The 26,432-nt window shown below is 66.7% G+C and carries 16 protein-coding genes and 1 pseudogene; 5 read left to right on the top strand and 12 right to left on the bottom strand.

Annotation, left to right across the window (positions count from 1 at the left end; genetic code table 11):
• A partial coding sequence (locus ACWC2B_RS09520) for an FG-GAP-like repeat-containing protein (RefSeq protein WP_450715901.1) occupies positions 1-1,832 on the bottom strand: 1,832 nt, incomplete at its 3' end.
• 480 nt (positions 1,833-2,312) lie between these two features.
• Between ACWC2B_RS09520 and ACWC2B_RS09525 the strand changes: the two genes are divergently transcribed.
• The gene (locus tag ACWC2B_RS09525; RefSeq protein ID WP_450715902.1) at positions 2,313-3,671 is read left to right on the top strand and encodes a phosphomannomutase/phosphoglucomutase; all 1,359 of its coding nucleotides are present in this window, start codon (positions 2,313-2,315) and stop codon (positions 3,669-3,671) included.
• 75 nt (positions 3,672-3,746) lie between these two features.
• Here the strand turns inward: ACWC2B_RS09525 and ACWC2B_RS09530 are convergent, their stop codons facing one another.
• The 10 genes from ACWC2B_RS09530 to ACWC2B_RS09575 all read right to left on the bottom strand — a co-directional run bounded on the left by ACWC2B_RS09530 (position 3,747) and on the right by ACWC2B_RS09575 (position 18,786).
• Positions 3,747-4,835 carry a sugar phosphate nucleotidyltransferase gene (locus tag ACWC2B_RS09530; protein ID WP_450715903.1) on the bottom strand — a complete coding sequence of 363 codons (1,089 nt, stop codon included), beginning with the start codon at positions 4,833-4,835 and terminating at the stop codon, positions 3,747-3,749.
• 78 nt (positions 4,836-4,913) lie between these two features.
• Complete coding sequence (locus ACWC2B_RS09535) at positions 4,914-6,149, bottom strand: glycoside hydrolase family 113 (protein ID WP_450715904.1); 1,236 nt, start codon at positions 6,147-6,149, stop codon at positions 4,914-4,916.
• Between the two features lie 23 nt (positions 6,150-6,172).
• A complete protein-coding gene (locus ACWC2B_RS09540; RefSeq protein WP_450715905.1) occupies positions 6,173-7,624 on the bottom strand; it encodes a glycosyltransferase family 2 protein in 1,452 nt (483 codons plus the stop codon).
• Positions 7,625-7,662: 38 nt separating this feature from the next.
• Entirely contained in the window at positions 7,663-8,280 is a 618-nt protein-coding gene (locus ACWC2B_RS09545) for a hypothetical protein (RefSeq protein WP_450715906.1), read from the bottom strand.
• A gap of 159 nt (positions 8,281-8,439) precedes the next feature.
• A complete protein-coding gene (locus ACWC2B_RS09550; RefSeq protein WP_450715907.1) occupies positions 8,440-9,840 on the bottom strand; it encodes a glycoside hydrolase family 26 protein in 1,401 nt (466 codons plus the stop codon).
• A 516-nt stretch (positions 9,841-10,356) separates the two neighbouring features.
• Positions 10,357-12,093, bottom strand: a complete 1,737-nt coding sequence (locus tag ACWC2B_RS09555; RefSeq protein WP_450715908.1) for a lytic transglycosylase domain-containing protein — start codon at positions 12,091-12,093, stop codon at positions 10,357-10,359.
• A 256-nt stretch (positions 12,094-12,349) separates the two neighbouring features.
• Complete coding sequence (locus tag ACWC2B_RS09560; RefSeq protein ID WP_450715909.1) at positions 12,350-13,903, bottom strand: FG-GAP-like repeat-containing protein; 1,554 nt, start codon at positions 13,901-13,903, stop codon at positions 12,350-12,352.
• Between the two features lie 168 nt (positions 13,904-14,071).
• A complete protein-coding gene (locus tag ACWC2B_RS09565; protein WP_450715910.1) occupies positions 14,072-15,919 on the bottom strand; it encodes a trypsin-like serine protease in 1,848 nt (615 codons plus the stop codon).
• A 335-nt stretch (positions 15,920-16,254) separates the two neighbouring features.
• Positions 16,255-17,790: an FG-GAP-like repeat-containing protein gene (locus tag ACWC2B_RS09570; protein ID WP_450715911.1), complete on the bottom strand. Its 1,536-nt coding sequence runs from the start codon at positions 17,788-17,790 to the stop codon at positions 16,255-16,257.
• A 465-nt stretch (positions 17,791-18,255) separates the two neighbouring features.
• Positions 18,256-18,786 (bottom strand): hypothetical protein, encoded by a 531-nt coding sequence (locus tag ACWC2B_RS09575; RefSeq protein ID WP_450715912.1) that lies wholly within the window; start codon positions 18,784-18,786, stop codon positions 18,256-18,258.
• Positions 18,787-19,237: 451 nt separating this feature from the next.
• On the opposite strand from ACWC2B_RS09575, the gene ACWC2B_RS09580 reads away from it, so the two are divergent.
• Together ACWC2B_RS09580 and ACWC2B_RS09585 are read left to right on the top strand one after the other, a co-directional pair.
• A complete protein-coding gene (locus ACWC2B_RS09580; RefSeq protein ID WP_450715913.1) occupies positions 19,238-23,038 on the top strand; it encodes a polymorphic toxin-type HINT domain-containing protein in 3,801 nt (1,266 codons plus the stop codon).
• Positions 23,039-23,190: 152 nt separating this feature from the next.
• On the top strand, positions 23,191-23,844 hold the full coding sequence (locus tag ACWC2B_RS09585; RefSeq protein WP_450715914.1) for a hypothetical protein: 654 nt from the start codon (positions 23,191-23,193) through the stop codon (positions 23,842-23,844).
• 227 nt (positions 23,845-24,071) lie between these two features.
• Here the strand turns inward: ACWC2B_RS09585 and ACWC2B_RS09590 are convergent, their stop codons facing one another.
• A complete protein-coding gene (locus ACWC2B_RS09590) occupies positions 24,072-25,154 on the bottom strand; it encodes an integrase core domain-containing protein (protein WP_450715915.1) in 1,083 nt (360 codons plus the stop codon).
• 104 nt (positions 25,155-25,258) lie between these two features.
• On the opposite strand from ACWC2B_RS09590, the pseudogene ACWC2B_RS09595 reads away from it, so the two are divergent.
• Positions 25,259-25,795: pseudogene (locus ACWC2B_RS09595) on the top strand (transposase); the annotation flags it as partial.
• Complete coding sequence (locus ACWC2B_RS09600; protein WP_450715916.1) at positions 25,792-26,196, top strand: hypothetical protein; 405 nt, start codon at positions 25,792-25,794, stop codon at positions 26,194-26,196. The pseudogene ACWC2B_RS09595 and the gene ACWC2B_RS09600, both read left to right, overlap by 4 nt.
• Positions 26,197-26,432 lie beyond the last annotated feature (236 nt).

Raw genomic sequence — 26,432 nt, forward strand, 5'->3', positions numbered from 1 at the left:
TGCCCGGCACCGTAGTCGTACAGCAGGGCCAGGTCACTCTTGCCGTCGCCGTCGAAGTCACCGGAGTTGAAGAATGCGGTACCGCCTCCCCAGCACGTGCTCTCCCAGACCTTGGTGGGACCGGCTCCCCCGTTGAAGCCGCCGTCGCCGTTCGAGTTGGCGGTCAGGGTGGAAATGGCTTGGTGGGCGTCGCCCTTGCACGTGGCGCCGGAGGCACCGTAGTCGTAGAAGAGCGCGAGGTCGCTCTTGCCGTCCCCGTTGAAATCGCCGGCGGTGAGGAACTTCATGCCCGTGCCCCAGTTGCTTCCGTCCCACTGGGACACCACGCCGCCGAACCCGCCGCTGCCGCTCCCGTCGGCGGTCAGAGTGAACAGGCGGACGTGCCCGGCACCGTAGTCGTACAGCAGGGCGAGATCGCTCTTGCCGTCACCATCGAAGTCACCGGACTTCATGAACGAGGTCCCGCCGCCCCAACAGGTGCTCTCCCATACCTTCTTGGGGGCCTGAAGCGCGCCGTTGCCCTTCGGGTCGGCGAGCCATTCAACGATCGCCACGTGGTTGGTGGGTGAGCAGGTGGAACCTGCAGATCCGTAGTCGTAGAACGCGGCGACGTCGCTCCTGCCGTCTCCGTTGAAGTCTCCGGAGGTGACGAACTTCGGACTGGCCATCTCGCAGGGGCTGTCCGAACGGGGGGTGATGCCGCCCAGACCGCCGGAGCGGTCGGCCTTGCCGGGCAGGCCGAACAGCGCGGTGCGCCTGGCGCTTCCGTTCTGGCCGCAGCCGGTGGCGCTGCCCGTGCCGTAGTCGTACAGCAGGGAGAGGTCGCCGATGCCGTCGCCGTCGTGGTCGTTCGCGGGAGTCTTCTTGGGCACGGTGTCGACGAAGTGGGTGCCGCTGGCGTAGTAGCCGTTGACGGCGGCGTCCACCTGGGCGGGTGTCTGGGCACCGGAGTCGTTGTAGTAGACCCAGTTGACTCTCTGGTCCCAGGTACGGGTCTGGCCGGGGGACATCAGGTCGATGAACCACTCGTTGAAGTTCAGTGTCATGGGCTCGCGCGGGGCGTACTTCGAGGACGGGCTGAAGTACTTTCGGCCGTCCAGGTAGAAGTCGACTGCGCCGTTCACGGCCGTCATCTGCAGGTTGTGCCAGCCCTGGAGCGAGTTGAGTGCGTCCTCCTGGTTGTACGTCTCCTTGTCCGCCGGATCCGTGTCGTGCCATGCGGTGGTGAAGTGTGAGGAACCGGGGGCTCCCCAGCCGCCGTTGGGCAGGTACTCGTGGTCGAGCTCGCTGTAGAGCGGGTTCTCCGGTGTGATGGCGTAGAAGGTCTGGACCGGGTGGTCCATGGGGCGGCCGCCACTGTCGCCGGTGGTGGGTCTGTCAGTGAAGAAGACGCGTGCAGCGTAGGTGCCGCTGTAGAACTTGCGCTGGGCGGTGCTGACTTGGGCCTGCACAGTGCCAGCGGCCGTGCCGTCGGTGCTGGCTCGCAGCTGCATGGCCCGGCCGCCCTGCGCGGTGGAGTCGGCTGGGAAACTCACCCCGTTCGGGGACCACTTCGCACCGATGGGGCCGGGCCCTCCGGACTCCCCGCGCAGGGTCCAGCCGTGCGCGGTGAGGCGAGGATCGTCCGGACCCGTGTAGTTGAAGTCGTCGAAGAGGTTCCCGCTCGACGGCGGCGCGGTCGTGGCTGCGCTTCGCACATCTGGCGAGGTGGACGTAGCCGCCGAGGTGGTGGCACCGACGGTGCTGAGCGCGGTCGATGCGAGGGCCAGAGCCGCGGCGAGGAGCGCGCGGCGTCTGCGGCCCGTGTGTTCGCGGGAATGTACATGGTCCATCGGTTCTCCATAGGGCAGGGAAGGGGGTGGCGGAGCCACCGATCCGGCACGGCACGCGACAGTGCCATGCAGCACGTCGTGCGGGAATTCGCGTTGGCCTGGGCTACGAAGCTGCCGCTGCTTGCCATGGCTTCTGGGGCTATGACCGCAAGCAGTTGCATGTGTCCACGGATCGAACCGCAATCCGGGCGGGATCGGGACAAGCCAGGTGTATTGATCAGATCACTGGGCCCATCGCCCGGTCAAGACGGAGCCGGCTCGGCCGTAAGGAAGGGAAGCGGGTGCTCGGTGTGGTCATGGCCAAGGGCCTCGTGGTGCCGGTCAGCCGCAGCGTGATAGTTCCCACTGCCGCGGCCCTCCCCCCAGCCACACAAGGCCGGGGCGGAGTGCGGTAGTTTGGGGTGTTTGTGCGAGCCGGTACTACCCACTGCCTCGTCTACATCCCTCTACTCGTTCTGGCTCGTTCCCAAGGAGTGCACAGTGACCGGTCTGTCGCAGCTGGTTAAGGCATACGACGTGCGTGGCGTGGTCCCCGACCAGTGGGACGAGGGGCTTGCCGAGCTGTTCGGCGCGGCTTTCGTCACCGTCACGCAAGCCGACACGATCGTCATCGGCTACGACATGCGCCCCTCCTCGCCCGGGCTGTCCCGCGCCTTCGCCCGGGGCGCGGCCGCGCTCGGCACCTCGGTCACCGAGATCGGACTGTGCTCCACCGACGAGCTGTATTTCGCCTCCGGCCGGCTCGACATGCCCGGAGCGATGTTCACCGCGAGCCACAACCCCGCGCAGTACAACGGCATCAAGATGTGCCGGGCGGGTGCCGCCCCGGTGGGCGAGGACACCGGCTTGGCCGAAATCCGCGCGCTGGTCGAGGGCTGGGCGGACAACGGGGCGCCGGAGCCGGTCGCCGTGCCCGGGAGCATCACCCAGCGGGATGTGCTCGCCGACTACGCGGGTTATCTCCGCCATCTGGTGGACCTTTCCGGGATCCGCCCGCTGAAGGTCGTCGTAGATGCGGGCAACGGTATGGGGGGCCACACCGTTCCGACCGTTTTCGATGGTCTGCCGGTCGACCTGGTGCCCATGTATTTCGAGCTGGACGGCACGTTCCCGAACCACGAGGCGAATCCCCTCGACCCCAAGAACCTCGTCGACCTCCAGGCCCGCGTGATCGCCGAGGGCGCGGACATCGGCCTCGCGTTCGACGGCGACGCGGACCGCTGCTTCGTGATCGACGAACGCGGTGAGCCGGTGTCGCCGTCGGCGGTCACGGCCCTCGTCGCGGCCCGTGAACTGGCCAAGCACCCCGGCTCCACCATCATCCACAACCTGATCACCTCGTGGTCCGTGCCCGAGGTCGTCAAGGAGCACGGCGGCATTCCCGTACGCACCCGGGTCGGCCACTCCTTCATCAAGCAGGAAATGGCTCGCACCGGGGCCGTGTTCGGCGGTGAGCACTCCGCCCACTACTACTTCCGGGACTTCTTCAACGCCGACACCGGGATGCTGGCGGCCCTGCATGTCCTCGCGGCTCTCGGGCATCAAGACGGCACAGTCTCCGAGCTTGTCGCCGCCTACGACCGTTACGCGGCCTCCGGCGAGATCAACAGCACCGTCGCCGACCAGGCCAACCGCACGGCCGCCGTCCGGGCTGCTTACCGGGACCGGCCCGGTGCCGCGGTGGACGATCTCGACGGCCTGACCGTTGCCACGGCCGACTGGTGGTTCAACCTCCGCGCCTCCAACACCGAGCCGCTGCTCCGGCTGAACGTCGAGGCGCCCGACAGCGACACCGTCGCCAGGATCCGCGACGAGGTCCTTGCCATCGTGCGAGCCTGACCTCCCGGGGAACGGAGAGCGGAAAGGGCCCGTCGCCGCATGGCGACGGGCCCTTTCCGACGATGTACCGGAAATTCAGGCCGCGATCGGCGCGGACACCCGCACCGCCTGAGCGGGCAGTTCGACCCCGCAGGCGATCCGTACCCCGGCGGGCAGTTCGTTGTGCGGACCCACCTGGGCGCCGTCGCCGATGACGGCCTCCCGCAGAACGGATCCGGTGCCGATCGAGGCCTGCCGGCCGACCACGGAACGGTGCACCAGTGTGTCCGCCGCGATCCGGGCTCCAGGCAGCACGACGCTGCCCTCGACCACTGCGCCGGGCTCGACGACAGCCCCCTCGCAGATCACAGTTCCTCCATTCAGGATGGCCTGCTCGTGTGCCTGCGCACCGGGCAGCACGAGAGCTTCGCCGGTGGCTCCGGGCAGTGCGGGCGAGTCGATCAGGCCGCGTACGAGGTCCGCCGAGCCCTTCACGAAGGCCGTCGGCGTGCCGAGGTCGAGCCAGTAGCTGTCGTCCGTGACTCCCCGCAGGAAACCGCCGGAGCGCAGCAGGCCGGGGAAGGTCTCCCGTTCGACGGACACTTCACGGCCGGCCGGGATCGTGTCGATGACCGAGCGCGTGAAGACATAACAGCCCGCGTTGATCTGGTCGGTGACGATCTCCTCGGCGGTCTCGGGCTTCTCCAGGAATGCCTGGACCCGGCCGTCCGCGTCGGTCGGCACCAGACCGAAGGCCCGCGGATCCGGCACTCGGGTCAGGTGCAGGCTCACGTCGGCCCCCGAGGCCCAGTGGCCGGCGCGCAGCCCGGCGATGTCCAGGCCGGACAGGATGTCGCCGTTGAAGACCAGCACCGGCTCGCCCGGCCCCGACTTGAGGTGGTCGGCGGCATTGCGTATCGCACCGCCGGTACCGAGCGGTTCCTTCTCGGTGACATAGACGAGTTCAAGGCCGAGTCGCGAGCCGTCGCCGTACTCCTGCTCGAAGAGCTCGGCAAGGTAGGACGTGGCAAGCACGATCCGGGTGACACCGGCGGCCGCAGCGCGAGCCAGCTGGTGGGTCAGGAAGGGCACGCCGCCCACCCGCAACAGGGGCTTGGGCGTGAAGGTGGTCAACGGGCGAAGCCTGGTGCCTTTGCCGCCGACGAGAAGGATTGCCTCGCTCATCGTGTTTCTGCCTTTGGTCGGGAGGTGTGGCTCCGCTGCTCCCTCAGCCGGGGGCGAGCGGAGCTCTGCGAGAGGGAGTTACGGAGTGACGGCGTTGCCAGGACCCGCGTAGCCGGAGCCGAAGCAATCCTTGATCGCCTGCTCGGTCTTGGGCCGGCCAGCGAAGTGCATACGTGACGCCTCGTCACCACGCTTGGCGAACGGATTGTCGTCGAAGTAGAGCGACCACCAGTAGACGCCCTTCATCTTGCGCTCCTGGACGACCCGGCAGACCGCGGTGTACCAGTTCGCCTGTACCTCGGTGTTGAGGGCGCGCTTGACGTAGAAGTCACCCGGCGCGTGGTAGGCGCCGGTCATGGCCGCGATGCCCGCTTCGGAAATCACGATCTTGGGAAGGAGGCCGGTCGATTTCTTGTCGAGCCAGGTGTTCCAGCCGTTCACGAGCTGGTTCACCGAGGCGGTGTCGGGCTCCTTGACGGGGAAATAAGCGTCCACGCCGAGCTGTTCGACCGGCATGTTGATCCGGCCGGCCGTGTAGTTGTCGTAGTTGGCGTCGTAGCCGATCTCGCCCGAGTACCGCTTCTCGGCAGCGTCGGCGACACCCTTCCAACGCGGGTCGCCCTCCAGCGAATTGAGCTCGCTGCCCAGGGTGAAGGAGGTAACCTTGTTCTTCTGCGCCATATCGAGGAAGGGCGCAAGGAACGTCTTGTACGAGGCGAACCACGCGTTCCGGTCGGAAGGCTTGATGGACCCTCGCCAATTGGGCATCTTGCCAAGCGACTTCTCGTCCATGAGCGGGCGCAGGGTGGTGCGCAGACCGGCGTCGTGGAACACCTTCACCACGGTTTCGAGCCGTGCGGGGCTCGGGGTGCGCGGCCCGGCGAACGTCTTCGTCGAGGTGACGGTGCCGGTGTAGAAGGGGAAGGACACCGACACCGAGTTGGCCCCGAGGCCGACCAGGTACTTCGCCTGCAGCTTCGCCTTCTCCGTGATGTACGAGCCGGACTGCTCGGGGTTGTCCTCCCAGTAGATCTGAACCCCCCACTGAGGCATGCCCGGCTTCCACGGCTTGGCCACGTGGACCGGCGAGGCACCGGCCGGGACGACGGCGGGCGGTGTGGCGGGACTGGGCGAGGCCGCCTTGGCGGCCGGCTGGGCGGGCTTCTCGTCCCCTATGGCCAGGTGTGGCACGGCGGATCCGGCGGTCCAGCGCAGAGGCTGGTTGCCGAGCAGCAGCGGGACCGCGATCACGCCGGTGACGACGGTGACCGGGAAGACCGCGAGAAAGGGGATACGGGACCGGGATCGTTTCATGGGGCAGTTCCTGGGAGACGGATTTAGGCGGGTTTGGCGATCACGACGAACTTGTTCTCCTCGCGCCGCACGAACTTGATGAATCCGCGGAGACCGCCGAGCCCTTCCAGGATCGAGAACACGGGTATGAGCCCGACGACGACAATGGGTTCCCACCACTTGCGCTTGCCGCTCTGGGACACCAGGGCGTTGAGCCGCAGCCCCTCCCAGTACGTCCAGATGACGTAGGCGAAGTTCAGCGACCACAGCACCACCACCGACTGGGTCACCGGCGAGGTGTTCATGTTTCCGGTGAACCAGGCGATCAGAAGGACGGCACCGATGTGCTGCAGCGGGCCGAGGATCCAGGTGGCCACACACACCGACAGGAACCAGCGGTAGCGCAGCGGAATGGTCCGGTTGAAGCAGAGCGCCACCAGACCCCAGGCCCAGCGTTCGCGCTGTTTGACGAAGTCACGGGCGCTGGCCGGCGAGGCGCCGTAACAACGGCCGTTGAACCAGTCGCTGCGCCCGGGGTAGCGGCGGCAGAACGTCAGCGCGAGCTGAGCGTCCTCCACGATCGCCTTGGGCCCGAAGTCCCAGCCGATGGTGGCCTCGATGGAGGCCCGCAGCAGCAGCAGTTCGCCGTGGACGCCCGCGACCGGTGTGCCCGTGCCGGTCAGTGCCCGGAACCGGGCGATGTCGTCGGCGGGACGCACCGCGTCGGCGAGCCAGGTGAAGAGGTTGACCGCGTTCTCACGCGGATAGGTGAGGATGCCCTGCGCCATGTGCTTGGCGTCGTCAGGGTGCGCCCTGCGCTGCCGGTTGATGAACTGGGCGACGGCCGCCGAGGTGTCCGGGCCGACCGCGGTGTCGTCGTCCATGTGCAGCACCCAGACGTCGTCCAGCGCCTCACCCTCGGAAATCCGCAACTCGTGCGAGTAGTGATTGGCCCGGGCCTTGAACCGGGTGCCGTTGGCCGTGGCGTACGCCTTCGGCACGGTCACCACGCGGATGAGCGGGCTGCGCTCCTCCAGTGCCTGGATCCGGTCGGCTGCCTCACAGCCTTCCTCGGTGAGGACGTCCACCCGCATGTGGGGGAAGTACTGCGGGAGGTGCTCGACGTAGGACAGGACGGAACGTTCGAGCGCCGGGTAGGTGTCGTGCCGCCCGATGGTAGGTACCAGGACGATCAGGAAGTCCTGCTCCACGGGGGCCGGCGGGACCATCTCGTCGGAGCGCCGGACCCGGCGGCGGATCAGCAGCCCGCCCTGCAGTCCCACCATCACGCCGACCACCGGCAGGGACCACACGATGGTCAGGACCCAGCCCATGGGCGTGTTGTTCGGCAGGTAGGACCACAGACCCAACGCGAGCAGGACCACGAAGGGAAGCAGGAACGGCATGAGGCCGGGCTTCCAGGTTGCGTGCCGCTCCGCCATTTTGGCGGCTTGGCGTGTGGCAGTGGGCTCCACACCATGGACAGGGACAGTCATGAACGATTCTCCGTGGTTTACAAGGGACGGGGCCGCGGCTAGCTGCCGGACGTCGGCGGCTGCGGCGGACCGGGGTACGGGTTGGCCGGCTGCTGCGGGTAGCCGTGGGGGTACGGCTGCTGGGCGGGCGGTGCCGGCGGGGGCTGGTGCCCGAATCCCGGCTGGACCGGCGGGAACGCCTGGTGCTGGTGGGGGGCCGGAGCGGTGTGCTGGGCCCACGGGTTGGCCGGCGGTGTCCACGGTTCGTACACCACCGCGTCCCGGACGAGCAGCAGTACCAGGGCGATCGCGACCACGAGGCCGAGGGCGAACGTCGCCAGTTTCAGCTGCCCCTCGGTGGTGTGCGTGAACCAGTCGTGCTGACGGCTGTCGAACAGCGCGCCAGTGAGGCTACGGAGCCGGTTGTAGCCCTCGATGAGAGCCGCTCCGCACGCGAGTCCGCGGGCCCACACACTGCCGCGCAGAATGAGCAGGCCTGCCGCCAGGTACACGACGGCCCAGTTCAGGTTCGCCGTGTCGGCCTGCCCCGAGCCGTCGCCGATGCCGAAGTAGACGATCCCCCGGGCGAAGTCGGCGACGCCGACCTGCCCGAAGCAGTTGTACGCGCTCCAGGCGAGCAGAACGACGGCCCAGGCAAGGGCAAGGAACGCGGCCACGCGGTGAATGCGTGGTATCGAAGACAGTGATGCTCGGCCGGATGCCGGGGAACCGGAGATAGGTCTCACCTCGTAGGAGTCAAGTGCCGGGGCTCCGCAACCCCTTGGGAAGTCGGCGGAACGGCGGCAGGGCAGTGTCAGGACGGGGAGTGCCGGGCCTCAGCCCTGCCCGGGACCGCCGGACGCGGACTGGAGCCCGAGCCACACCTGCCCGTCGCGGCTTGGGCCGGGGCCGCCGGTGAGTGTGCGCGGGGAGTCGTAGGTGGCTTTTACATCGGCGGGGGTGTTCATCCCCTGCGGCCCCGACACGTTGTGCTGGGTCAGTCCCTGGCCCCACACCGTCCAGACCACCCAGGGGGTTTCATCCAACGTGTGGGGCTGGGCCTTGTTGACCGGCGCGTGGAAGGACTCGGCCATCATCCGCGGCTTGCCGTAGTCGGCCAGGCCGTCGTACCACCGCTTGGTCCACGCCCCGCCGCCGAACGGTTTCTGCGGCGTACCGCTGTAGTCGTCGACCCCGACCACATCCACGTACTTCTCACCCGGGTAGTAGTCCCACGGCTCGCTGCCGTGGACGTGGTCCCAGGCGTTCGGGGACCAAACGAAGATCAGGTTGTGGAGCTTGCGGGTGTCGACGAAGTACCCATAGAGGATCCGCCACAAGCCGGTGTACTCGTCCGGTGCCAGACCGGACCACCAGAAGCCGTCCTCGGCGCCCGCGTTCATCTCGTGGTACGGCCGCAGCAGCACGGGTATGTCGTGTGCGGCGAGGTAGCCGAGGTGGTCGGCGACGAACGACAGGTCGTGGAGCAGCGCCTGGTGTTCCCCGGTGCCCGGCGACACAACCCGCCGCACCCAGTCGGGGTCACGGGCCGCGGGTGAGTTGCGCCGCAGCGTCTCCTCGTAGCCCTTGATCCGGCTGCCGGGCCACGGCTGGTGGAACGACATGCCGACGAGCCCGGCAGGCCTGCCCCCGTTCTGCGGAAGCGCCGATGCTCCGCCGTCACTGCGTGGCTCCCGGCCGTCGGTGTTGAACGTGTCGTCGGCAGGCCTCGGCAGACCGCGCCACACTCCGACAGCCAGGTCGACGGCGTCATCGGCATAGGCCCATTCAGTGCGGTGGCCGGGCCAGGAAGCCGAGTACGGGCGCGGCCGGTCCACCCCCCAGCCCTCCTGCCCGTATCCGGGACCAAGGTCGACCTCGACGAAGCCGGGCAGCTTACCCGTGATGTCGAAGGGCTTTCGGTAGTAGTAACCCGGCGGCTTTTTCCCTCGGTAATCGCCGTACTCGGGGTTGTTCAGCTCATTGTGAAGCTCCACGTGCTGGCCGATCACGGTCCTGGCCGGCCGGCCGGCCCGTGCGTCGTTCTCAAGGTCGGCGAGCATGGCGAACACGGCGCGGGCGGCGGGCGACGCGGCGGGATCACGATGAGTGAGGTCACGGTCGACCGAGGCCGCACGAGCCGCTGATCCGCTGGACTCCACGGTCCTCAGACCCGCATAACCCAGCGCACCCGCTACGGCGGCGCCGCCGCTGAAGATTGCCGTACGGCGCCTCAAAACCGCTCTCCTCAGATATCGATCCACCCGTACGGTCCGCTGAAAACTCACCAGGCAGACTCATGGAGATATCAAAGAGTTATAGAGATCCCGTGAATTGGTTCGATGCCGGGTGAAGAAGCAGACGAACAGGATGCCAACCCTAACCCACGTAAAGCAATCGTAAAGCACTTTGTGAGGGTGTGTGGATGTGGATCACGTCACGGCGCTGGCGACCCGGCCCTGCGAGCGACGCCCGCGGAGAGCCTCGCGACCACCGCCGAGCTTCCGGCACTACTGAGCTTCCGGGCGCGAGAGCGCGCGTCGGAGGCTACGGAGGCTTCGCCGATCATGGGCACAGTCGCGCTCCCTGGCCGACACCACACCAAGATCACCAGCAAAGGCGGACCAAAATCGCCACTTCCCGCCTCTGGGCTGCCCCCTGCCACCTTTAGGCGGGCACCAAGACCTTCTTCTCCGAACTCCGTGACTCCCGTGGGGAATTGGGCGAAGTCGTGAGTGGGAATTACGTGGCTTTCAGAGAACCTGGCCTGGGGATGTTTTCGTGAACGTCGACAAGTTCGGCGTGGTGACGCGAAGGGCGAGACGAAGCGTCGTGCCGTTGGATGCGGTGATGAGCAGGGTGTAGGCGCCGGGGTGACCGTTGGCGAACAGTTCGGGCAAGGTCACATGCCCATCCGGTCCGGTTGGCGCCAGTTGCAGTCGGTGTACGCGATTGCCGCTCTGATCGTGGAAGGCAGGGCCTTGGCCCGCAGGGAGGACGGTTCCGTCCTGGGCCTGGAGCTGGGCGGTGAGGCCGAGACCGGCTGCGGGAGTGTGCCTGACGGATGCTGCGATCTCGATGTTCATGAACGAGGTGTTTGCCGACGCTTCCAGGGGCTGGTCGCCGGTGCGGGTGAGGGCGTCGGCAGCGGGCTGGACCTCGCCAGTCATGTCGAGCGGGGTGCTCTTGGTGCCTACAAGGGTGGCGCGGATGGTGAAGGTGCCGGGATGAGTTCCGGCGTCGATCTGCGGGGCCGCGGCAATGCCGTCGGAGTCGGTGACAGCGACAGCGACAGCGGTGGAGCCTTGGAACGTGAAGCGGGCGCCGGTGTCGCCGAGAATCTCGAAACGTACCGGTACTTGTTTGGCCGGGCCGCCTGAGGCGTTCAGCGCCTTGGCCTTGGGCCGGTTGCGGAGGGCCGAGCCCGCTTCGGCGACCATACGTCCCAGGGCCACAGGAATCAGCCGCGTGGCTGGTGCAGGGGTAGGTGTCGGCGGCGGAGTGGGACGCGGTGGGGGTGTCGGCCTCGGTGGAGTCGGCGCCGGGAGGATGGCCGTCGGCTTGTGTGCAGGGGTGTGCCGTGGGGGCTGGGGCGTCTGCCCGGATATATCGGGACCGCTCATGGGTTTGACGGCGGGGGGTATCGGGTCGGGTCGAGCGGTGGTGCCGCTTTGGTAGGTGCGGATCCAGGCGCGGACGTCGTTGAGGTAGGCGCGGGAGTGGTTGTAGCTGAGGATCGCCGCGTCCAGGTCCGTGTCGCGGGTCAGGTCGCGGCTGCCGGCGCACAGGTAGAGGCCGGTGGACAGGGCGGCGTCGTAGAGATTGTTGGGGTCTCGGACGCCGTCGGCGTTGCCGTCCGCTCCCCAGGTCGCCCAGGTCGACGGGATGAACTGGGTGGGTCCCACCGCCCGGTCGAACTCGGTGTCGCCATCCCACTTTCCTCCGTCGGTGTCACGGATCAGGGCGAACGCACCGCCGTCCAGGCGGGGTCCGCGGATCGGGCGCTCGGTCGTGCCGTCCGGGCGCAGCCCGTATCCCGAGGCGTGTACGGACTCGATGCGGCCGATTCCTGCAACCATTTCCCAGCTGAGATTGCACCCTGGCTTGGCTGCCGCCACGGCCGACTCGGCCCGTTTGTAGGCGTCCAGAGCCGTGGCCGCGATGCCGGCCGCACCGCCAGAGGATGACGCGACCGGTCCCGTCGGCATCTGAGGCGGCGGGACCAGGCCGGGCAGGTCAATGCGGCCGCTGCCGCGAGGCTGCGCCTGCGCACTGTCCGGGTCGGGTCCTGAGGTACGCGCATCCGCGATCATCGGGCTCATCACGGCACCGGTCAATGTCCCGCTGAGGACCATGGCACAAATGCCCTGCTTGGTATGGCTGGACAGGCGGATACGGCGGAGCTTCACGGCTACTGGACAATCCTGATGACGAAGGGCGGATACGAAAGCGCGGATCGCACGGTGAGGGACTGGCTGACATAGCGTCAACCCACGGTGGGGGGGTAGGCCAGGTCTATGGACCCCACCGTCGGGATGGTTGACCGTCACATCGCCATCTGGACGCGGGGCAGGTGCCAGGCGGGGCCTGCCTTGGTGGGTTTGGCAGATCAACAGGGCGTTGTTGAGCCTGACGCTTTTCTCGTCCGCGCCCTGTCCGTGCCGCCGACGAAAGGACCGTCGGCGGCACGGACAGTTGATGCGCGGCTCGAAGAGGCAGCTGTCGCCCGCGCGCAGGTGCGAGGGCTTAGCGGGTCCAGGCGTGCTTGCCGTCAGCGAGGGTCCCGTTGCCGTTGCCCTTGTACAGGACAAACTTCCGCTGGTTGTTCCAGAGGCCACCGAGGTCGACCTTGCCGTCGCCGTCGAAGTCACCGCCCAGGATCGCCTGGACGGAGCCCCAGCTCTTGTCAGGCCACATGGAGACGCCGTCAGTCAGTCCGCCCTGGCTGTTGCCGTAGCGAAGCAGAGCGCCGTTGCCGTTGGTGATGACGACGTCGTCCCGGCCGTCATTGTTGAAGTCACCGGTGGTGAGCTTGGACGTGCCCTTCCAGGAGGGGTCCTTCCACATGCTCTGCGAGGCCCCGGTCAGGACGCCGTCGCTGTTGGTGGGGTAGGCGTACAGGTCTCCGGTGGACCAGACGGTGAGCAGTCCGTCGCGGCCGGAGGTGTCCGGCTTGAAGCGGGCGATCTGGAGCATGCCGTTCCAGTTGGTGCCGTCGCCCCACATCAGCTTGCCTTCGGCCAGCGTGCCGTCCGGCTTCCCGGCGAACAGGCGGATGCGTCCGTCGTTCCAGACGGAGGCGACGTCCATCTGGCCGTCGCCGTTGAAGTCACCGGCCACGATCTTGGTGGCGGCCTTCCAGCTGCCGTCGGGCCAGAGCTTGCGCCCGTACTCGAACGTCCCGCCCTCCCGGCCTGCGAAGGTGTGGAGACTGCCGTCCTTGAGGACCACAGCCAGGTCGCTGCGGCCGTCGTTGTTGAAGTCCCCCGCCGTCATCACCGTCGTGACATCCGGGAGCAGCTTGGCCAGTCGCGGCCGGAAGTCGGCGGTGTTGCCCGGCGGCGTCAGAAAGGAGCCCGGGATGTTGTCGATCCGCCCGTCCACGGCACTGGTACGCGTCTCAGCGGCATCGGTACCCAGACAGCCTCCCTGCCAGGAGCGGCTGTTGACCGCGACCACTTCAGCCGTGCCGTTGACGTCCCGCACGGCCGGTGCCCCGGCATCACCCTGACACAGCACCGCCGTGTCCGAACCGTTGAGGCCGACGGAGCCGTCCTCGACGGAACCGACCGTGAACGTCCCCACATGCGGCTGGCCAGGCACCCATTCCGTCTTCGTCCGGCCAAAGCCCACCGACCGCAACTGCTCGCCGGCAGCCGGGGCTGTCTTGCTCATCTTGACCGGCTTCGCACCGACGACCGGCCACGCCAGCAACACCAACGCCACATCACGGTCGGGATGCACGTTCACCTGCACGGCATCCACCACACTGCCGGCCGTGCGACCGAGGTCGGGACGGCCTACCGTGACCGTCGTCCGCACCGCGGGCTTGCCGGACTGCGCCGGCTGACCACCCTTAGCGAAACAAGACGCCGCCGTCATCACCCACTGCGCCTCGACCAGCGCGCCCGAACAGGCCTGCTTGTCGCCGAAGTTCAGCTTGACGGTGTAGCCGAGGTCGCTGTCCTTGGCATCGGTACCGGACAGGGCGCCTGCAGGGCTGGCGGAGATGAGACCTGCTGCTGTAGCAAGAGCGAGCAGACCGGTGGTCCACGTCGTGCGTGAACGCTTGAAAAGCATGCCGATTGTCCTTATGAGCGTTGCGAAAAAGAACGTGCTGCCACAAAGGCGCATTGCCCGCGTACAGGCCCGACTGACTCAAGGCGTGTCTGCCGGACCCGGGGCGGGATGTTGGCAGGGCCCGGGAAAGGGCCGGTTGCGGGAGGCGCCGCCGCTGATGCGGGGTGGTTAGCTGATGGAGCTGTCCCACTGGACGGCGGGGGCGTTCATGCCGGTTGCGGTGCTGGTGAAGGTGAACAGGCGGGAGCGGTCACGTCCGTCGGGGCCGGGGCCGTAGGTGTACCAGGCGGCGATGTCCTGTTTGCCGTCGCCGTTGAAGTCGCCGGAGATGACCTCGCTCCAGTCCCAGTTCCAGCTGTCGGATCCGCTGTCCCACACCTTCTTTGGTGCGCTGACTCCGTCGGTGGTGCCGGTCATGGTCCACAGGCCGGTCTGGCTGCGTCCGTCGCCGGTCTGTCCGTAGTTGTACAGAACGCCGATGTCGGCCTTGCCGTCGCCGTTGTAGTCGCCGGCGGTCAGCTTGCTGGCGCTCCAGTTCCAGGAGTCGCCCTGGCTGTCCCAGACCTTCTTGGGGGAGGTGAGGCCGGAGGCGCCGCCGGAGAACCACAGGCCGGTGCGGTTGCGCCCGTTTTCGTTTCCGTAGTTGTAGAGGACGGCGATGTCCTGCTTGCCGTCGCCGTTGAAGTCGCCCGAGGCGACCTTGCTGGCGTCCCAGTTCCAGCTGTCGGACCCGCTGTCCCATACCTTCTTGGGGGCAGTGATGCCGGTACCGGTGCTGGTGAAGGTCCACAGGCCGGTCTGGCTGCGTCCGTCGCCGGTCTGTCCGTAGTTGTAGAGGACGCCGATGTCGGCCTTGCCATCGCCGTTGTAGTCGCCGGCGGTCAGCTTGCTGGCGTTCCAGTTCCAGCTGTCGTTGCCGCTGTCCCAGGCCTTGACCGGGGCGTTGAAACTGCTACCGGTGCTGGTGAGGGTGAACAGTGCGGTGTGGTTGCGGCCGTTCTCGTTGCCGTAGTTGTACAGGGCGCCGATGTCGGTCTTGCCGTCGCCGTCGAAGTCCCCGGCGGTGAGCTGGACGGAGTTCCAGTTCCAGGAGTCGCCCTGGCTGTCCCACCAGGTGCGCGGCGCGGTCAGAGTCTTGCCGTCGCTGGTGAACATCCACAGCGCGGTGCGGTTGCGGCCGTTCTCGGTGCCGTAGTCGTACAGCACAGCCACATCGTCCTTGCCGTCGCCGTTGAAGTCACCGGAGGCGAACTTGGCACGCTTGGGCAGCGCCCGGACCTGCTGGATCCACGGATTGAGGTCGTCCACCCGAGCCGAAACCGCGCCTGTACGCGTCTCCGCCGGATCGGTACCCAGACAACCACCCTGCCACGAGCGGGAGTTGACCGCGACCAGCTCGGCCTCCGCACCCGACCCGCGCAGCGCCGGCCCGCCGGCGTCACCCTGACAGATCACCGCCTCCTCCGAGCCATTCAGGCCTACGCTCCGGCCGTCGACCGTACCGACGGTAAACGCACCCGAGTGCAGCCTGTTCGGCACCCATTCCGTCCTGGTCCTCCCGAAGCCGGTCGAGGTTAGCTGCTCGCCCGGCGCGGGCGCGGCCGAGGCGATCCTGGCCGGCGTCACACCGGGAACCGGCTGGGACAGCCTGACCATCACCACGTCGCGGTCCGTACGCGGGACCAGCTCGACGGCCTCCAGTACGGAGCCGGTGTTCTGGGTCAGGTCGGTGCGGCCGACCGTCACGGTCGTCTTCACCGCCGGCTTGCCCGCCTTGACGGCCTGGCCGTCCAGGGCGAAACAGCTGGCCGCGGTCAGCACCCACTGGGCATCGACCAGCGCACCAGAACAGGCCTTCTGGTCACCGATGTTGAGCTTGGCGGTGAACGCATAGTCGCCGTCCTTCACCTCGTTGCCCGACAGGGCACCGGCCGGGGCAGCGGAGACAAGACCCGCTCCGGTGGCGAGAGCGAGCAGGCCCGTGGTCCACGTCGTGCGTGAACGCTTGAAACGCATACCGATTGTCCTCATGAGTGTCGTGTCACGGGAGAAAAACACCTGGGACAGGGCTGTAACGGCCGGGCACAGACCGAACCGCCGCCTCGGCACCCTTTGAGAGTGGCCCTCAGGCGATGCCTCCCACCCGTGTTGGTAGTTGAAGCCTCGGGGGGAGGCTTCTGCGAGGCGGGCGCTGCGGGAAGCATGGTTGCAGCTGGGATTGCTTACGGCGTAAATATCCGGGCCGCTGCAGCGCCGTAGGACGGCAGCCGTTGTCGGCTGCCGTGGCACGGCAGCCGGGTCCCGGTGGATGTCGGGCCCGGCAGCCGTGGTGATGGCGGACGCTGCAGGTGTCAGACCAGCTTGAGGGTGGTTTTCCAGGTGTTGCCACCCCACATGGTGGTGCCGTCGGTGAGGCCGCCGTCGCCCTTGCCCTTGTAGAGGTGCATGGTGCCGTCGACCCAGACGGCCATGATGTCGGCGATGCCGTCACCGTCGAAGTCGCCGCCGGTCATGTGCGGGACGGTCTTCCAGGTGTTGCCGCCCATCGCGACCGGCCGTTCGAAGTCGATCTGGCCGTCGCCGTTGCCACGGTAGTAGTGCATGGTGCCGTCGTTCCAGACCGCCATGATGTCGGCGATGCCGTCACCGTTGAAGTCCCCGCCGGGCAGCAGCCGCACCGTGGCCCAGGTGTTGCCGCCGACGGTGACGGGGGTCTCTTCCTCGATCTGGCCGTTGCCCTTGCCCTTGTAGAGGTGCATGGTGCCGTTGTCCCAGATCGCCATCAGGTCCGCGATGCCGTCACCGGTGAAGTCGCCCGCGGTGAGCTGCTTGGTGGTGCCCCAGGTGTTGCCGCCCGCGGCAACCCGCACGCCGTCGGTGATGTTGCCCTTGCCGTCGCCCTTGTACAGGTACATCGTGCCGTCGGACCGGATCGCCATCAGGTCGGCCACACCGTCGTTGGTGAAGTCACCCTTGGCCAGCTTCTTCGTGGTCTTCCACGTGGCCGCGCCCAACTGCTGGGTGTCCGTGCCGGCCAGGCCCTTGGCCTTGTCGCCGGGGTAGATGTGCATGGTGCCGTTGGACCAGATGGCGGCCAGGTCGGCGATGCCGTCACCGGTGAAGTCGTCCTGGACCCGGAAGGCCGTCTTCTGGATCCAGCCGCCCAGGTCGTCCACTCGGACATCGACCGCGCTGGTCCGCGTCTCGGCCGCATCCGTACCCAGGCAACCACCCTGCCATGAACGAGAGTTGACAGCGACCAGCTCAACACCGCCGTTCTGCGTCGTACGCAGAGCCGGAGCGCCCGCATCCCCCTGACAGATCACGGCATCCGCCGAACCGTTCAGGTCAACCGACTTGCCACCAACCCAGCCGACGGTGAACACCGAAGAGTGCAGCTTGTTGGGGACCCACTCCGCCTTCGTCCGCCCGAACCCGGCCGACCGCAGTTGCTCGCCCGCCACCGGAGCAGAAGTGGCGATCTTGACCGGCATCACGTTCTGGATCCGGTTGGACAGCTTGACCATCACGAGATCACGGTCGGCGTACGGCACCAGCTCAACGGCCTCGCGCACGCTGCCGGTGGCCTGTGTCAGATCGCTACGGCCCACCGTCACCGTCGTCTTCACCGCCGGCGCCCCGGCCTGCACCGGCTTGCCGTCGACGGCGAAGCAGCTGGCTGCGGTCAGCACCCACTGCGCGCTCACCAGAGCGCCTGAACAGGCCTGCTGGTCACCGACGTTCAGCTTCGCGGTGAACGCGTAGTCGCCGTCCTTCACCTCGTCGCCCGACAGAGCGCCGGCAGGGCTGGCGGAGATGAGACCTGCCGCTGTAGCAAGAGCGAGCAGACCGGTGGTCCACGTCGTGCGTGAACGCTTGAAAAGCATGCCGATTGTCCTTATGAGCGTTGCGAAAAAGAACGTGCTGCCACAGGGCGCATTGCGCGATTACAGGCCCGACTAATTCAAGTCGTGTCTGCCGGGCCCCGGCGGGATGTTGTCAGAGGCTCGGCTAGGGCCGGTGCAGGTGGCGCCGTCGCCGAGGCAGGTGGTTAGCCGATGATGCTGTCCCACTGGACGGTGGGGGCGTTCATGCCGGTTCCAGTGCTGGTTGTGTCGTCCCGGTGGGGTTGAGTTGGATGTGAAGGTGCACGTCGCTTTGTGAAGAGACGTGGATCCCAGAAACCCGACTCACACATGCCGACCCTCAGGTCCCGGTACGACATCCGAACACCCTCAGGAAAACCGAACTCGCCAGCTGCACCGTCAACTTGACGGATCCTCGACGGCTTCTCCACCACACATTAACGTTCTTTGCGTTGCCGAAATAATGGGAGCTGCGGAGTGATTGAATCAACCGACGCGGAGGTCGAGCAGATCGGCCTGGTTGTAGTCGTTGTGCTTGTCGGCCACGCCAACGGGCTTTACCTGGTGCGGGCCTTCATTGGTGACGACCGTCTGCTTCTTCCCATTGGAGGTGAGTGTGGCTTTTACGACTTGGTTCTCGGTCCAGATACCGCTCACGTCTGGAACCTCCAGTGTGAGGTACCCCTTCGCCCCGGTGACTTTGAAGCAGTGGAAGATCGTGTCGAATTCCTTGTTGGCTTCGACCTTGATCTTCCAATCGTTCGCGGAGCATTCGGTCAGGACGATGTGACCGTCGCCCTTCAGGAGCTTGATTCCCTTTTCCTTGAGGATCTTGTCTGCGCCCGGGTACTTGAAGTCCTCGATCGCGAGCGGCGGGAGCTCACTGGCAGCCGCCTGGGCACCGGCGTTAGGGGGCTGCGGGGTGGCTTGGGCAACAGTGAGGGTGCAGACCCCCGCGATCGCCGTGGTGGCACCAAGAACGACAGCTATTAGCGTCTTGCGCGCGCCAAGTATCACCAGAGGTTCCTTCCAGATGGTTGGCGGCCGGAACGTTCGGCCGCAGGAGCGGTTCGGCCCGAAGGGCAGTCGCGAACGTATCACCACACGAAACTCAGAGAGTAAGCAGGGCTCATTGAGTAGCGAACTCGAGGCGATGCCGAGATGCTGTCAGGCCCTCGATGGTTCGCCTACCTGACTGGGATGGCGAGTACCACTTCGAGTGGACATGGCTCCCCTGCTGCTATGCAGTAAGCATACCTTAAATTTGCCTGTGCTTTGCAGCAGTTATGCTCGCTGCTTCGATCAGAGGCAACATACAACTAGCACGAAGGATTTTTACGTAGTGAGAGGGAGAAGGAAGCGGTGTCACGGCCTACGCGCCATGTGCGGAGGCGTGCTTCCGCTGGCACTCGTCGTGGGTGTAGTGGGGACGAGCCCCGCTAACGCCGACGACGGAAGTCCCATACCAGTGACTGACCGTGGCCGTGTTGTCCAGTTCTGGAAAGCTGGCGGTGAGGGCGTCAAGGCCGCAGCGGAAGCGGCCTTGTTGGGCACTGACGCGGATGTGAAGCGTTTCCTGGAGAACGAGCAGGTACGTGCTGATGCCCAGGACAACCGCATCGACGCGCTGCGGATGGTCTCCCTGGGAGGCATCAATGTTCGCGGTGCAGCAACGAAGGCGCTGTCCGGGACTCCGGAGGATTTGGCGAACTTCCTGAAGGACGGCTGGGAAAAGCCACTGGAGGCGGACCAGCGGACTCAGGCTCTCCAAGTCATCGGCAGCGGCGACCGATACGTCCAGCAGGCCGGTAAGGCCGCGCTGAACGGCTCTCCAGACGACGTACGCAGATTTCTGCACAAGACCCGATACTCCGCGGAGCAGGCGGACAATCGGGTTCGGGTTCTGCGCCTGCTGAACGAGGGCGGCCCCGCGACGAAGGAGGCAGCCAAGGTTGCTCTGGGCGGATCCGCCGCAGACATCAAGGAGTTCCTGGATGTCGGCAAGGACGTTGCGCAGAGCCGAGATCAGGAACGCACCACCGTTGAGCAGCTGGCGCAGCAGGCCACGGAGGCCGGCGACCGAGCCAAGCGCGAGACCGAGGAGGCCAAGGAGGCGTCCGACCGTGCTGTGACGGCTTCGAAGCTGGCCAAGGAGGCCGCAGAGGAGGCCAAGCGGGAGACGGAGGCGACTCGTAAGGACTCCCTGAAGGCGGCCGCCGCCGCCAATCGTGCCGCCCAGGCTGCAAAGGGTGCGGCACGTGCGGCGCAGCAGGCGATCAGCGCGGCCAACTTGGCCAACGCCTCGGCACGGGTCGCAGCCAACGCCGCCTCCCGGGCGGCCGCTGCGGCGGCTGGTGCGGCCAATGCGGCTGCACAGGCGCAGAATGCCGCTGCTGCTGCGGCGTCTGATGCCTCCCAGGCCTCGGCCGCACGGCAGGCGGCCCAGCGGGCTCGTGACGCAGCGAAGGGCGCGGAGAAAGCAGCCGAGGCTGCCGAGCACGCGCGCACTGCGGCAACAGAAGCAAGCCACGCGGCCGACGCGGCCGCCGGTGCCGGCGCGAACGCGGACGCAGCGGCCACGGCTGCGAGCGAGGCGAGCAGCTTCGCTGACGCGGCCGGCGCGGACTCGGCCGAGGCCCGAGCCGCTGCCAATCAGGCCAAGCGACACGCCGCCGAGGCCAACCGGGCAGCGCGGGTCTCCTCGGGGCTTGCCCGAGAGGCCGCGAACGAGGCGGCTGCGGCACGCGATGCGGCCAACTCGGCTGCGCGGCATGCCAACAAGGCGGCCGCCGCAGCCGAGGACGCGGCCAATCATGCGGGCGAGTCAAACAAACAAGCCGACAAGGCCGCAGCTCACGCCAAGGCCGCCAACGAAGCAGCAACCGAGGCGACCAACGCCGTAAACCAGGCGCGCAAGACACACGAACTGGCAGGCAAGAGCGAGGCAGAGGATCTCAAGACCCGCACTGCCGAAGCGATCGAGCAGGCCAAGGACCTCAAGGCCGAGGACGACCAACGCGGGGCCGACCAGGCCAGCGCGGTCAAGGAGGCCAAGGAACTCAACGCGGAGGTTTCCCGCCTGGCCGCCGAGGCGGCCAAGACCAACGCTGATAAGAAGCAGGTGGTGACTCAGGGGCGCAAGGTCGCGCTGTTGACAATGCGGACCGGTGCACCGTGGAGCGAGGCCGCTGCTGAGGCCGCGCTGGCTGGTTCGGACGAGGTGATCCGCGACTACGTCACGTCAGGCTGGAAGCGGGCGACTCAGCAGGACGAGCGCGAGCGCGTCGAGCGCTTGGCCGATGAGGGACTGAACGCCGGTGTCCGGCAGGCGGCCGAGAAGGCCCTCAAGGGCGATGACGAGACGATCCGCGAGTTCCTGACCAGCGGTCAGCACAAGGCCGCGAACGGTGAGTACCGGATCAAGGCACTGCGTCTACACAGCTCGGGCGGAAAGCAGGTTCAGGAAGCTGCCAAGGCGGCTCTGGACGACGGTTCTCCCGAGAGACTGCTGGAGTTCCTCGACAAGGGTCAGTACAGCGCCCGGGCAGCTGATGAACGGATCGCCGCGCTACGGCTGGTAAGCAGTGGTGGTCCAGAGGTCAAGGACGCGGCGCAGATCGCGCTGGAGGGTCCACCGCAGCTGCTGCACGACTTCCTCCAAACCGGTCAGTACATGGCGGCCCGTAAGGACAATCTCGCCGCCACCCACGCCGCGCAGATCGAGCGCCTGATCGCTCAGGCCGCCGGGGCCGCAGCGACCGCACAGGAGAACGCGCACAAGGCTTACGAGCACTACGAGCGCGCCCGTAACGCCGCCGACAAGGCGAACGAGTACAAGCGTCAGGCCAAGGAGTCGGCCGACCGCGCCGAGAAGTACGCCGCCGACGCCCGTACGTCTGCCGAACGGGCCGAGGCATCCGCCAAGCAGGCTGCCGAGTCCGCGCGAAGGGCGCGTGCTGCGGCGGCCGACGCCGACCGTGCCGCCCTTGACGCGGAGGTCTCCGCTAACCGGGCCGAGCACTCGGCAGCCGCAGCCCGTAACTCCGCCGATGAGGCATGGGCAGCCGCCAACGCGGCCCGCGCATCCGCCGAAGCAGCCGGCAAGGATGCCGCCGCGGCGGACAAGGCAGCCGGCGAGGCCATGGCCATCGCCATCGAAAAGCGGTTCAAGGAGGCCGAGGAAGAGCGCAAGAGGCTCGAAGGCAAGGAGGAGCGCGAGACCCAGGACCAACTGGACCAGCTCGATCGCCTGCGCGAGGAGTTCCTCGCGCAAGAGGGCAAGATCGACTGGGGGCAGTTCGCCAAGGACGGCGGTCACCTCCTCCTCGACGGTCTCGGTAGTACTGACATCCCGATCGTCAGCAACGCGGCCAATGGGGTCAACTGCGGCTGGTACGGAGCGGAGAAGCAGTACGTCGACGCCGCGATGTCCTGCGTCGGAATCGCGCCTGGCGCCGGTGTCGTCAACGCGGGCAAGACCGCGAAGGGCGGCAAGAAGATCGTGGGCTTCTTCAAGAAGCTCTTCAGCGCCGGCCGCAAATGGGCCCCGCCGTGCCCGGTGAACAGCTTTACCCCGGAGACGCCGGTGGTCCTGGCGGATCGGACCACCAAGCAGATCAAGGACATCAAGGTCGGCGACAGGGTCCTGTCAACCGACCCCACAACGGGGAGGACCGAAGCGAGGCCCGTCGATGACGTCATCGTCGGCAATGGCACCAAGCACCTGGTCGAGCTGACCGTGGACACCGGCGGCGGCAAGATCACTGCGACCGAGGGCCATCCCTTCTGGCTGGAGGACCAGCGGAACTGGATCGCAGCTGGTGAGATCAGGCCGGGCTCGATGCTCCGTACCTCGTCCGGTACCTGGGTCAAGGTCACGGCAACCAAGGCGTGGACGGCACCTCAGAAGGTCTACAACCTCACCGTCAACGGCATCCACACCTTCTACACGATGGCCGGGGATGCTCCGGTCCTGGTCCACAACTCGGGCTGCAAGTGGGCATCTGAGTTCAACGATCTGCCTCGGGGCAAGCAGAAGCACGTCAGGGAGATGCAAAGCCCTGAAGAGATGCGCGCTGCCTTCGAGCGGTGGGCCAAGGGTGGCGAACGGCTTCCGGATGTCGGAGGCCGGGAGAGCTACCTGCTCGAAGACAAAACCATTGTTACGTGGCGGCCGAGCTCGACGTCCGGCGGAGAGACGATCGACATCGTCGCATACGGCAACAACAAGGGGAAGAAGAACCCCAAGGTGCACCTTCCCAAGAAGTAGCGAGGTCTGACCGTACTCTGGTGAGTCCGTTTGGATGCCCTGCCGGAAATCCTCCGGCAGGGCATCTGTGCACTTTCTGGCTTCCTCTGGGCCTGGCCCGTGCGCTGCACGGTGAATCATCCGGGATAATAGAGAGCATGGATAATGCAGAAATGACGGACGGGTTCGTGGCCGAACCGGACCCCGATCAGGAGCTGAGCTGGCTGCACAAGCGACTGACGCCGGAAACTGATGTACGGCAGCATGTCGTCACCGAAATTGTCCCTGAGGGATTCCCGGCCTACGTACGTGTCTTCCACTCTTGGTGGCTGGAGGAAGTACCTGGACTGCGCAGGACGTGGCGGGAGATGGCGGAGGCCGCCGACGCCCAGTATCACAGCGAACTGACAGCTGGCCCACTGCGGCAAGAGATGCTTAATCCGCCGGTCGGGGAACAATGGGAGACAAGTGAGGGGGATGCTGACGCAGACACTCGGCAGAAGCTTGTGGAAATTCTGTCGGATGCCACGACACCGGGCCAAGCCGTTTTCTTCAGCTATGAGCTTGCCAAAAGTCTCCACCGCGAAGAGCCCATTGTCTGGAAGTCCACGCTCACTGGCCTAGAGGCGGTAAGGGCACACACAGGCGAAGAGTACGGCGGGCCGGAGCACTGGTGGCCCGCGGACCGCAGTTGGGTCGTCGCCTGCGACTGGGACCTGACCTCGACATATGTGGCGTGTTCGGAAGAGCTCGCCGAACGCCTTGTCCGCAGCGACCGCCTCGAAGCGCTCAGGGTTGACCCGACCACACGCATCGACGGTACGTGACCGGGTCACCGAGTATGGAATGCAGGCAACGACCTCCTTCTGAGCCCACCGACGGCGTTCCTGGATGAGCGGTTCGCACCTTCACAACAGGGCTGAACTGTCCGGCCCTGGCAGCATCCCGTGATTCTGGTTCAGGCCGCGATTCCGTGAATCCCCAGGTTGAAGGCGCGAGTGCGGGAACGTTTCTTGTGGGGATTGACCTGTGCGTGCCGACAATCCTCGTCACCCTACGCGACCTGCGTGTATTCGTGGATGAGGCCGCCGAGGCGGTCTCGCCGGATAACACGATGTGAGCCATCGGCAGCGGGCAGTTCGGGAGCGCCGACACGGTCGGGACATCGCTGTCTGAGTGATCGGTGAGGCCGATGCTCGTTGTGGTGGCCGGCGTACTCGGCGACGACGATGCGCAGGTGGCGCTCTCCCGTGATCAGGACCCGGTCGGTGGCCTCGCGGCGGCACGAGCCGACCCAGCCCTCGGCGATCGCGTTCATCCGGGGCAGGCCCGGCAGGATCGGCACCGCGCGAGCGCCGATGGCAGTGAAGACCGCATCGAAGCCCTCGGTGAAGTAGCAGGCATTGTCCCGGATCAGGTACCGGATGCCGGCGGTGCGCGTGTCGTCCAGGCTCATCAGCAGGTTGCGGGCCTGCTGGGTGGCCCACGCGGCGGTGACATGGCGGGTGACGCCAGCGATGTGCACCCGCCGGGTCCCGTGCTCGATGAAGAACAGCACGAACAGGCGCCGCAGGAAGACCGTGTCCACGTGGAAGACATCGACGGCGAGGATCCCCTGCGCCTGGGCAGAGAGAAACCTCGCCCAGGAGCGGTCAGCGCGCTGGGGCGCCGGGTCGATGCCGGCTCGTTTCAGGATCTCCCAGACAGTGGAGGCTGCGACCCTCCAGCCGAGGTTGAGCAGTTCGCCGTGGATACGGCGATACCCCCATCCGTCGTTCTCCCGAGCCAGGCGCAGCACCAGGGCACGCAGCATCTCGGGCTTGGCCGGGCGGCCCGGGCCTCGGTGCGGACAGGTCCACTTCTTCGCGACCAGCCTCGCGTGCCAGCGCAGCACGGTACGGGGAGTGACCAGCAGCGTCAGCTCTGAACGGTGACGCTTACGCAGCAGCCGGAACAGGGCAGCAAGCACCGCACGGTCCCCGCGGGCGAAGACAGACTTGGCGCCGCTGCGCTGCAGGACGGCCAACTGGTGCCGGAGCACCAGGATCTCGACATCCTTGGCCGCAGAGGACCGCGCCAGCAGGCGCAGCCAGCCGAGCAGCAGGCAGCCGAATCGGTAGACCAGACGGAACGTCACGATTCCCCAGAGTGCGCCGACAGCCCCACGAGCACTTTCGACGTGATCACATCGTGACCTCAAGTCGCAGCTCAGCGTAGGTGACAGGGTTTTCGGCACCCACACCGTCCCTCGTGATTATCGATACCCAGTCCGTCCGTGCGGCGGCCGGTGTTCCGAAGACCACGACGGGGCTGGATGCGAACAAGAGGGTGTCGGGGCGCAAGCGGGGGCTGGCCGTCGACGTTCTTGGCCTGATCATCGGTGTCGTCGTGCTGGCCGCCTCCGCCCATGACAACACGGCCGGCACCGCCCTGCTTGACCAGGCCGCCGAGCGGTGCGGGATGCGGTTGGAGAAGGCCCTGGTCGACCAGGGCTTCAAAGACGAAGTCGTCATCCACGGCGTCCTGTTGGACATCGACGTCGAGATCGTCCGCCGCAACCCGGATGACCAGCGGAAGGGCTTCGTCCCGCAGCCGAAGAGATGGATCGTCGAGCAGGTCAACGGCACGTTGCTGCTGCATCGGCGGCTGGCTCGCGAGTACGACCACCGGCCTGACACCTCCGCCTCCCGCGTCTACTGGGCCTCCATCGCGAACATGACCCGCCGCCTCACCGCACCGAGTCCCGCCTGGCGCGACACCCTCGGGCTCGCCGCGTGAACATCTCCGAGCTCATGGCAGACCTCCAGGCCCGCCACGACCAGGCCACCGCCCGGGCCGGTGAACTACGCGGCCAGATCGAGCACTTCACCGCTGCTCTGGCCGAGACCGAAGCACAGCTCGCGGACCTGGCCACGACCACCAAGGTCATCGCAGAACTTGTGCCCGCCGCCGATCAGGCCGAGGCCGATCCGCCCGAGACGAGCACCGCCTACCAGGCGATCGTCAACGCCTTGAACCAGCACCCCGATCGGGAGTTCCGGGCCCGCGAACTGCACCAACTCCTCGGCATGCCCACCCACGAGGCAGCGGTCAACGTCACCCGCGCCCGCCTCGGACGCCTCACCCGCCAAGGCTTCCTCACCCAACCCGGACGAGGCCTCTACCAGAAACGGACATAATGTCCACTCAACACGCACTCATCGATGCTTGAGCCGCCCCGAAGCTCTCGGACAGTGAGCGTTTTCCAACCTCATGTTGATGCGTGGTGAAGACGCCCAGTGTCAGGGCTTGAAAGAGCCAATCGTCCGCAGCCCCATGGGCGAGGTCTACCCACTCCCAGTTTCCCTTGTGGCAGCATCTGAGCGATTTTTCTCCTTAAAGGGTGTCAGGACTTGCTGCAACACCCGAGGAGACC

It is taken from the genome of Streptomyces sp. NPDC001415, assembly GCF_053597395.1.

Bases quoted from the DNA above. Each gene is read 5' to 3' on its own strand.
- ACWC2B_RS09530 (WP_450715903.1), bottom strand. From the start codon at position 4,835: ATGAGCGAGGCAATCCTTCTCGTCGGCGGCAAAGGCACCAGGCTTCGC.
- ACWC2B_RS09535 (WP_450715904.1), bottom strand. From the start codon at position 6,149: ATGAAACGATCCCGGTCCCGTATCCCCTTTCTCGCGGTCTTCCCGGTC.
- ACWC2B_RS09540 (WP_450715905.1), bottom strand. From the start codon at position 7,624: ATGACTGTCCCTGTCCATGGTGTGGAGCCCACTGCCACACGCCAAGCC.
- ACWC2B_RS09560 (WP_450715909.1), bottom strand. From the start codon at position 13,903: ATGCTTTTCAAGCGTTCACGCACGACGTGGACCACCGGTCTGCTCGCT.
- ACWC2B_RS09565 (WP_450715910.1), bottom strand. From the start codon at position 15,919: ATGCGTTTCAAGCGTTCACGCACGACGTGGACCACGGGCCTGCTCGCT.
- ACWC2B_RS09570 (WP_450715911.1), bottom strand. From the start codon at position 17,790: ATGCTTTTCAAGCGTTCACGCACGACGTGGACCACCGGTCTGCTCGCT.
- ACWC2B_RS09585 (WP_450715914.1), top strand. From the start codon at position 23,191: ATGACGGACGGGTTCGTGGCCGAACCGGACCCCGATCAGGAGCTGAGC.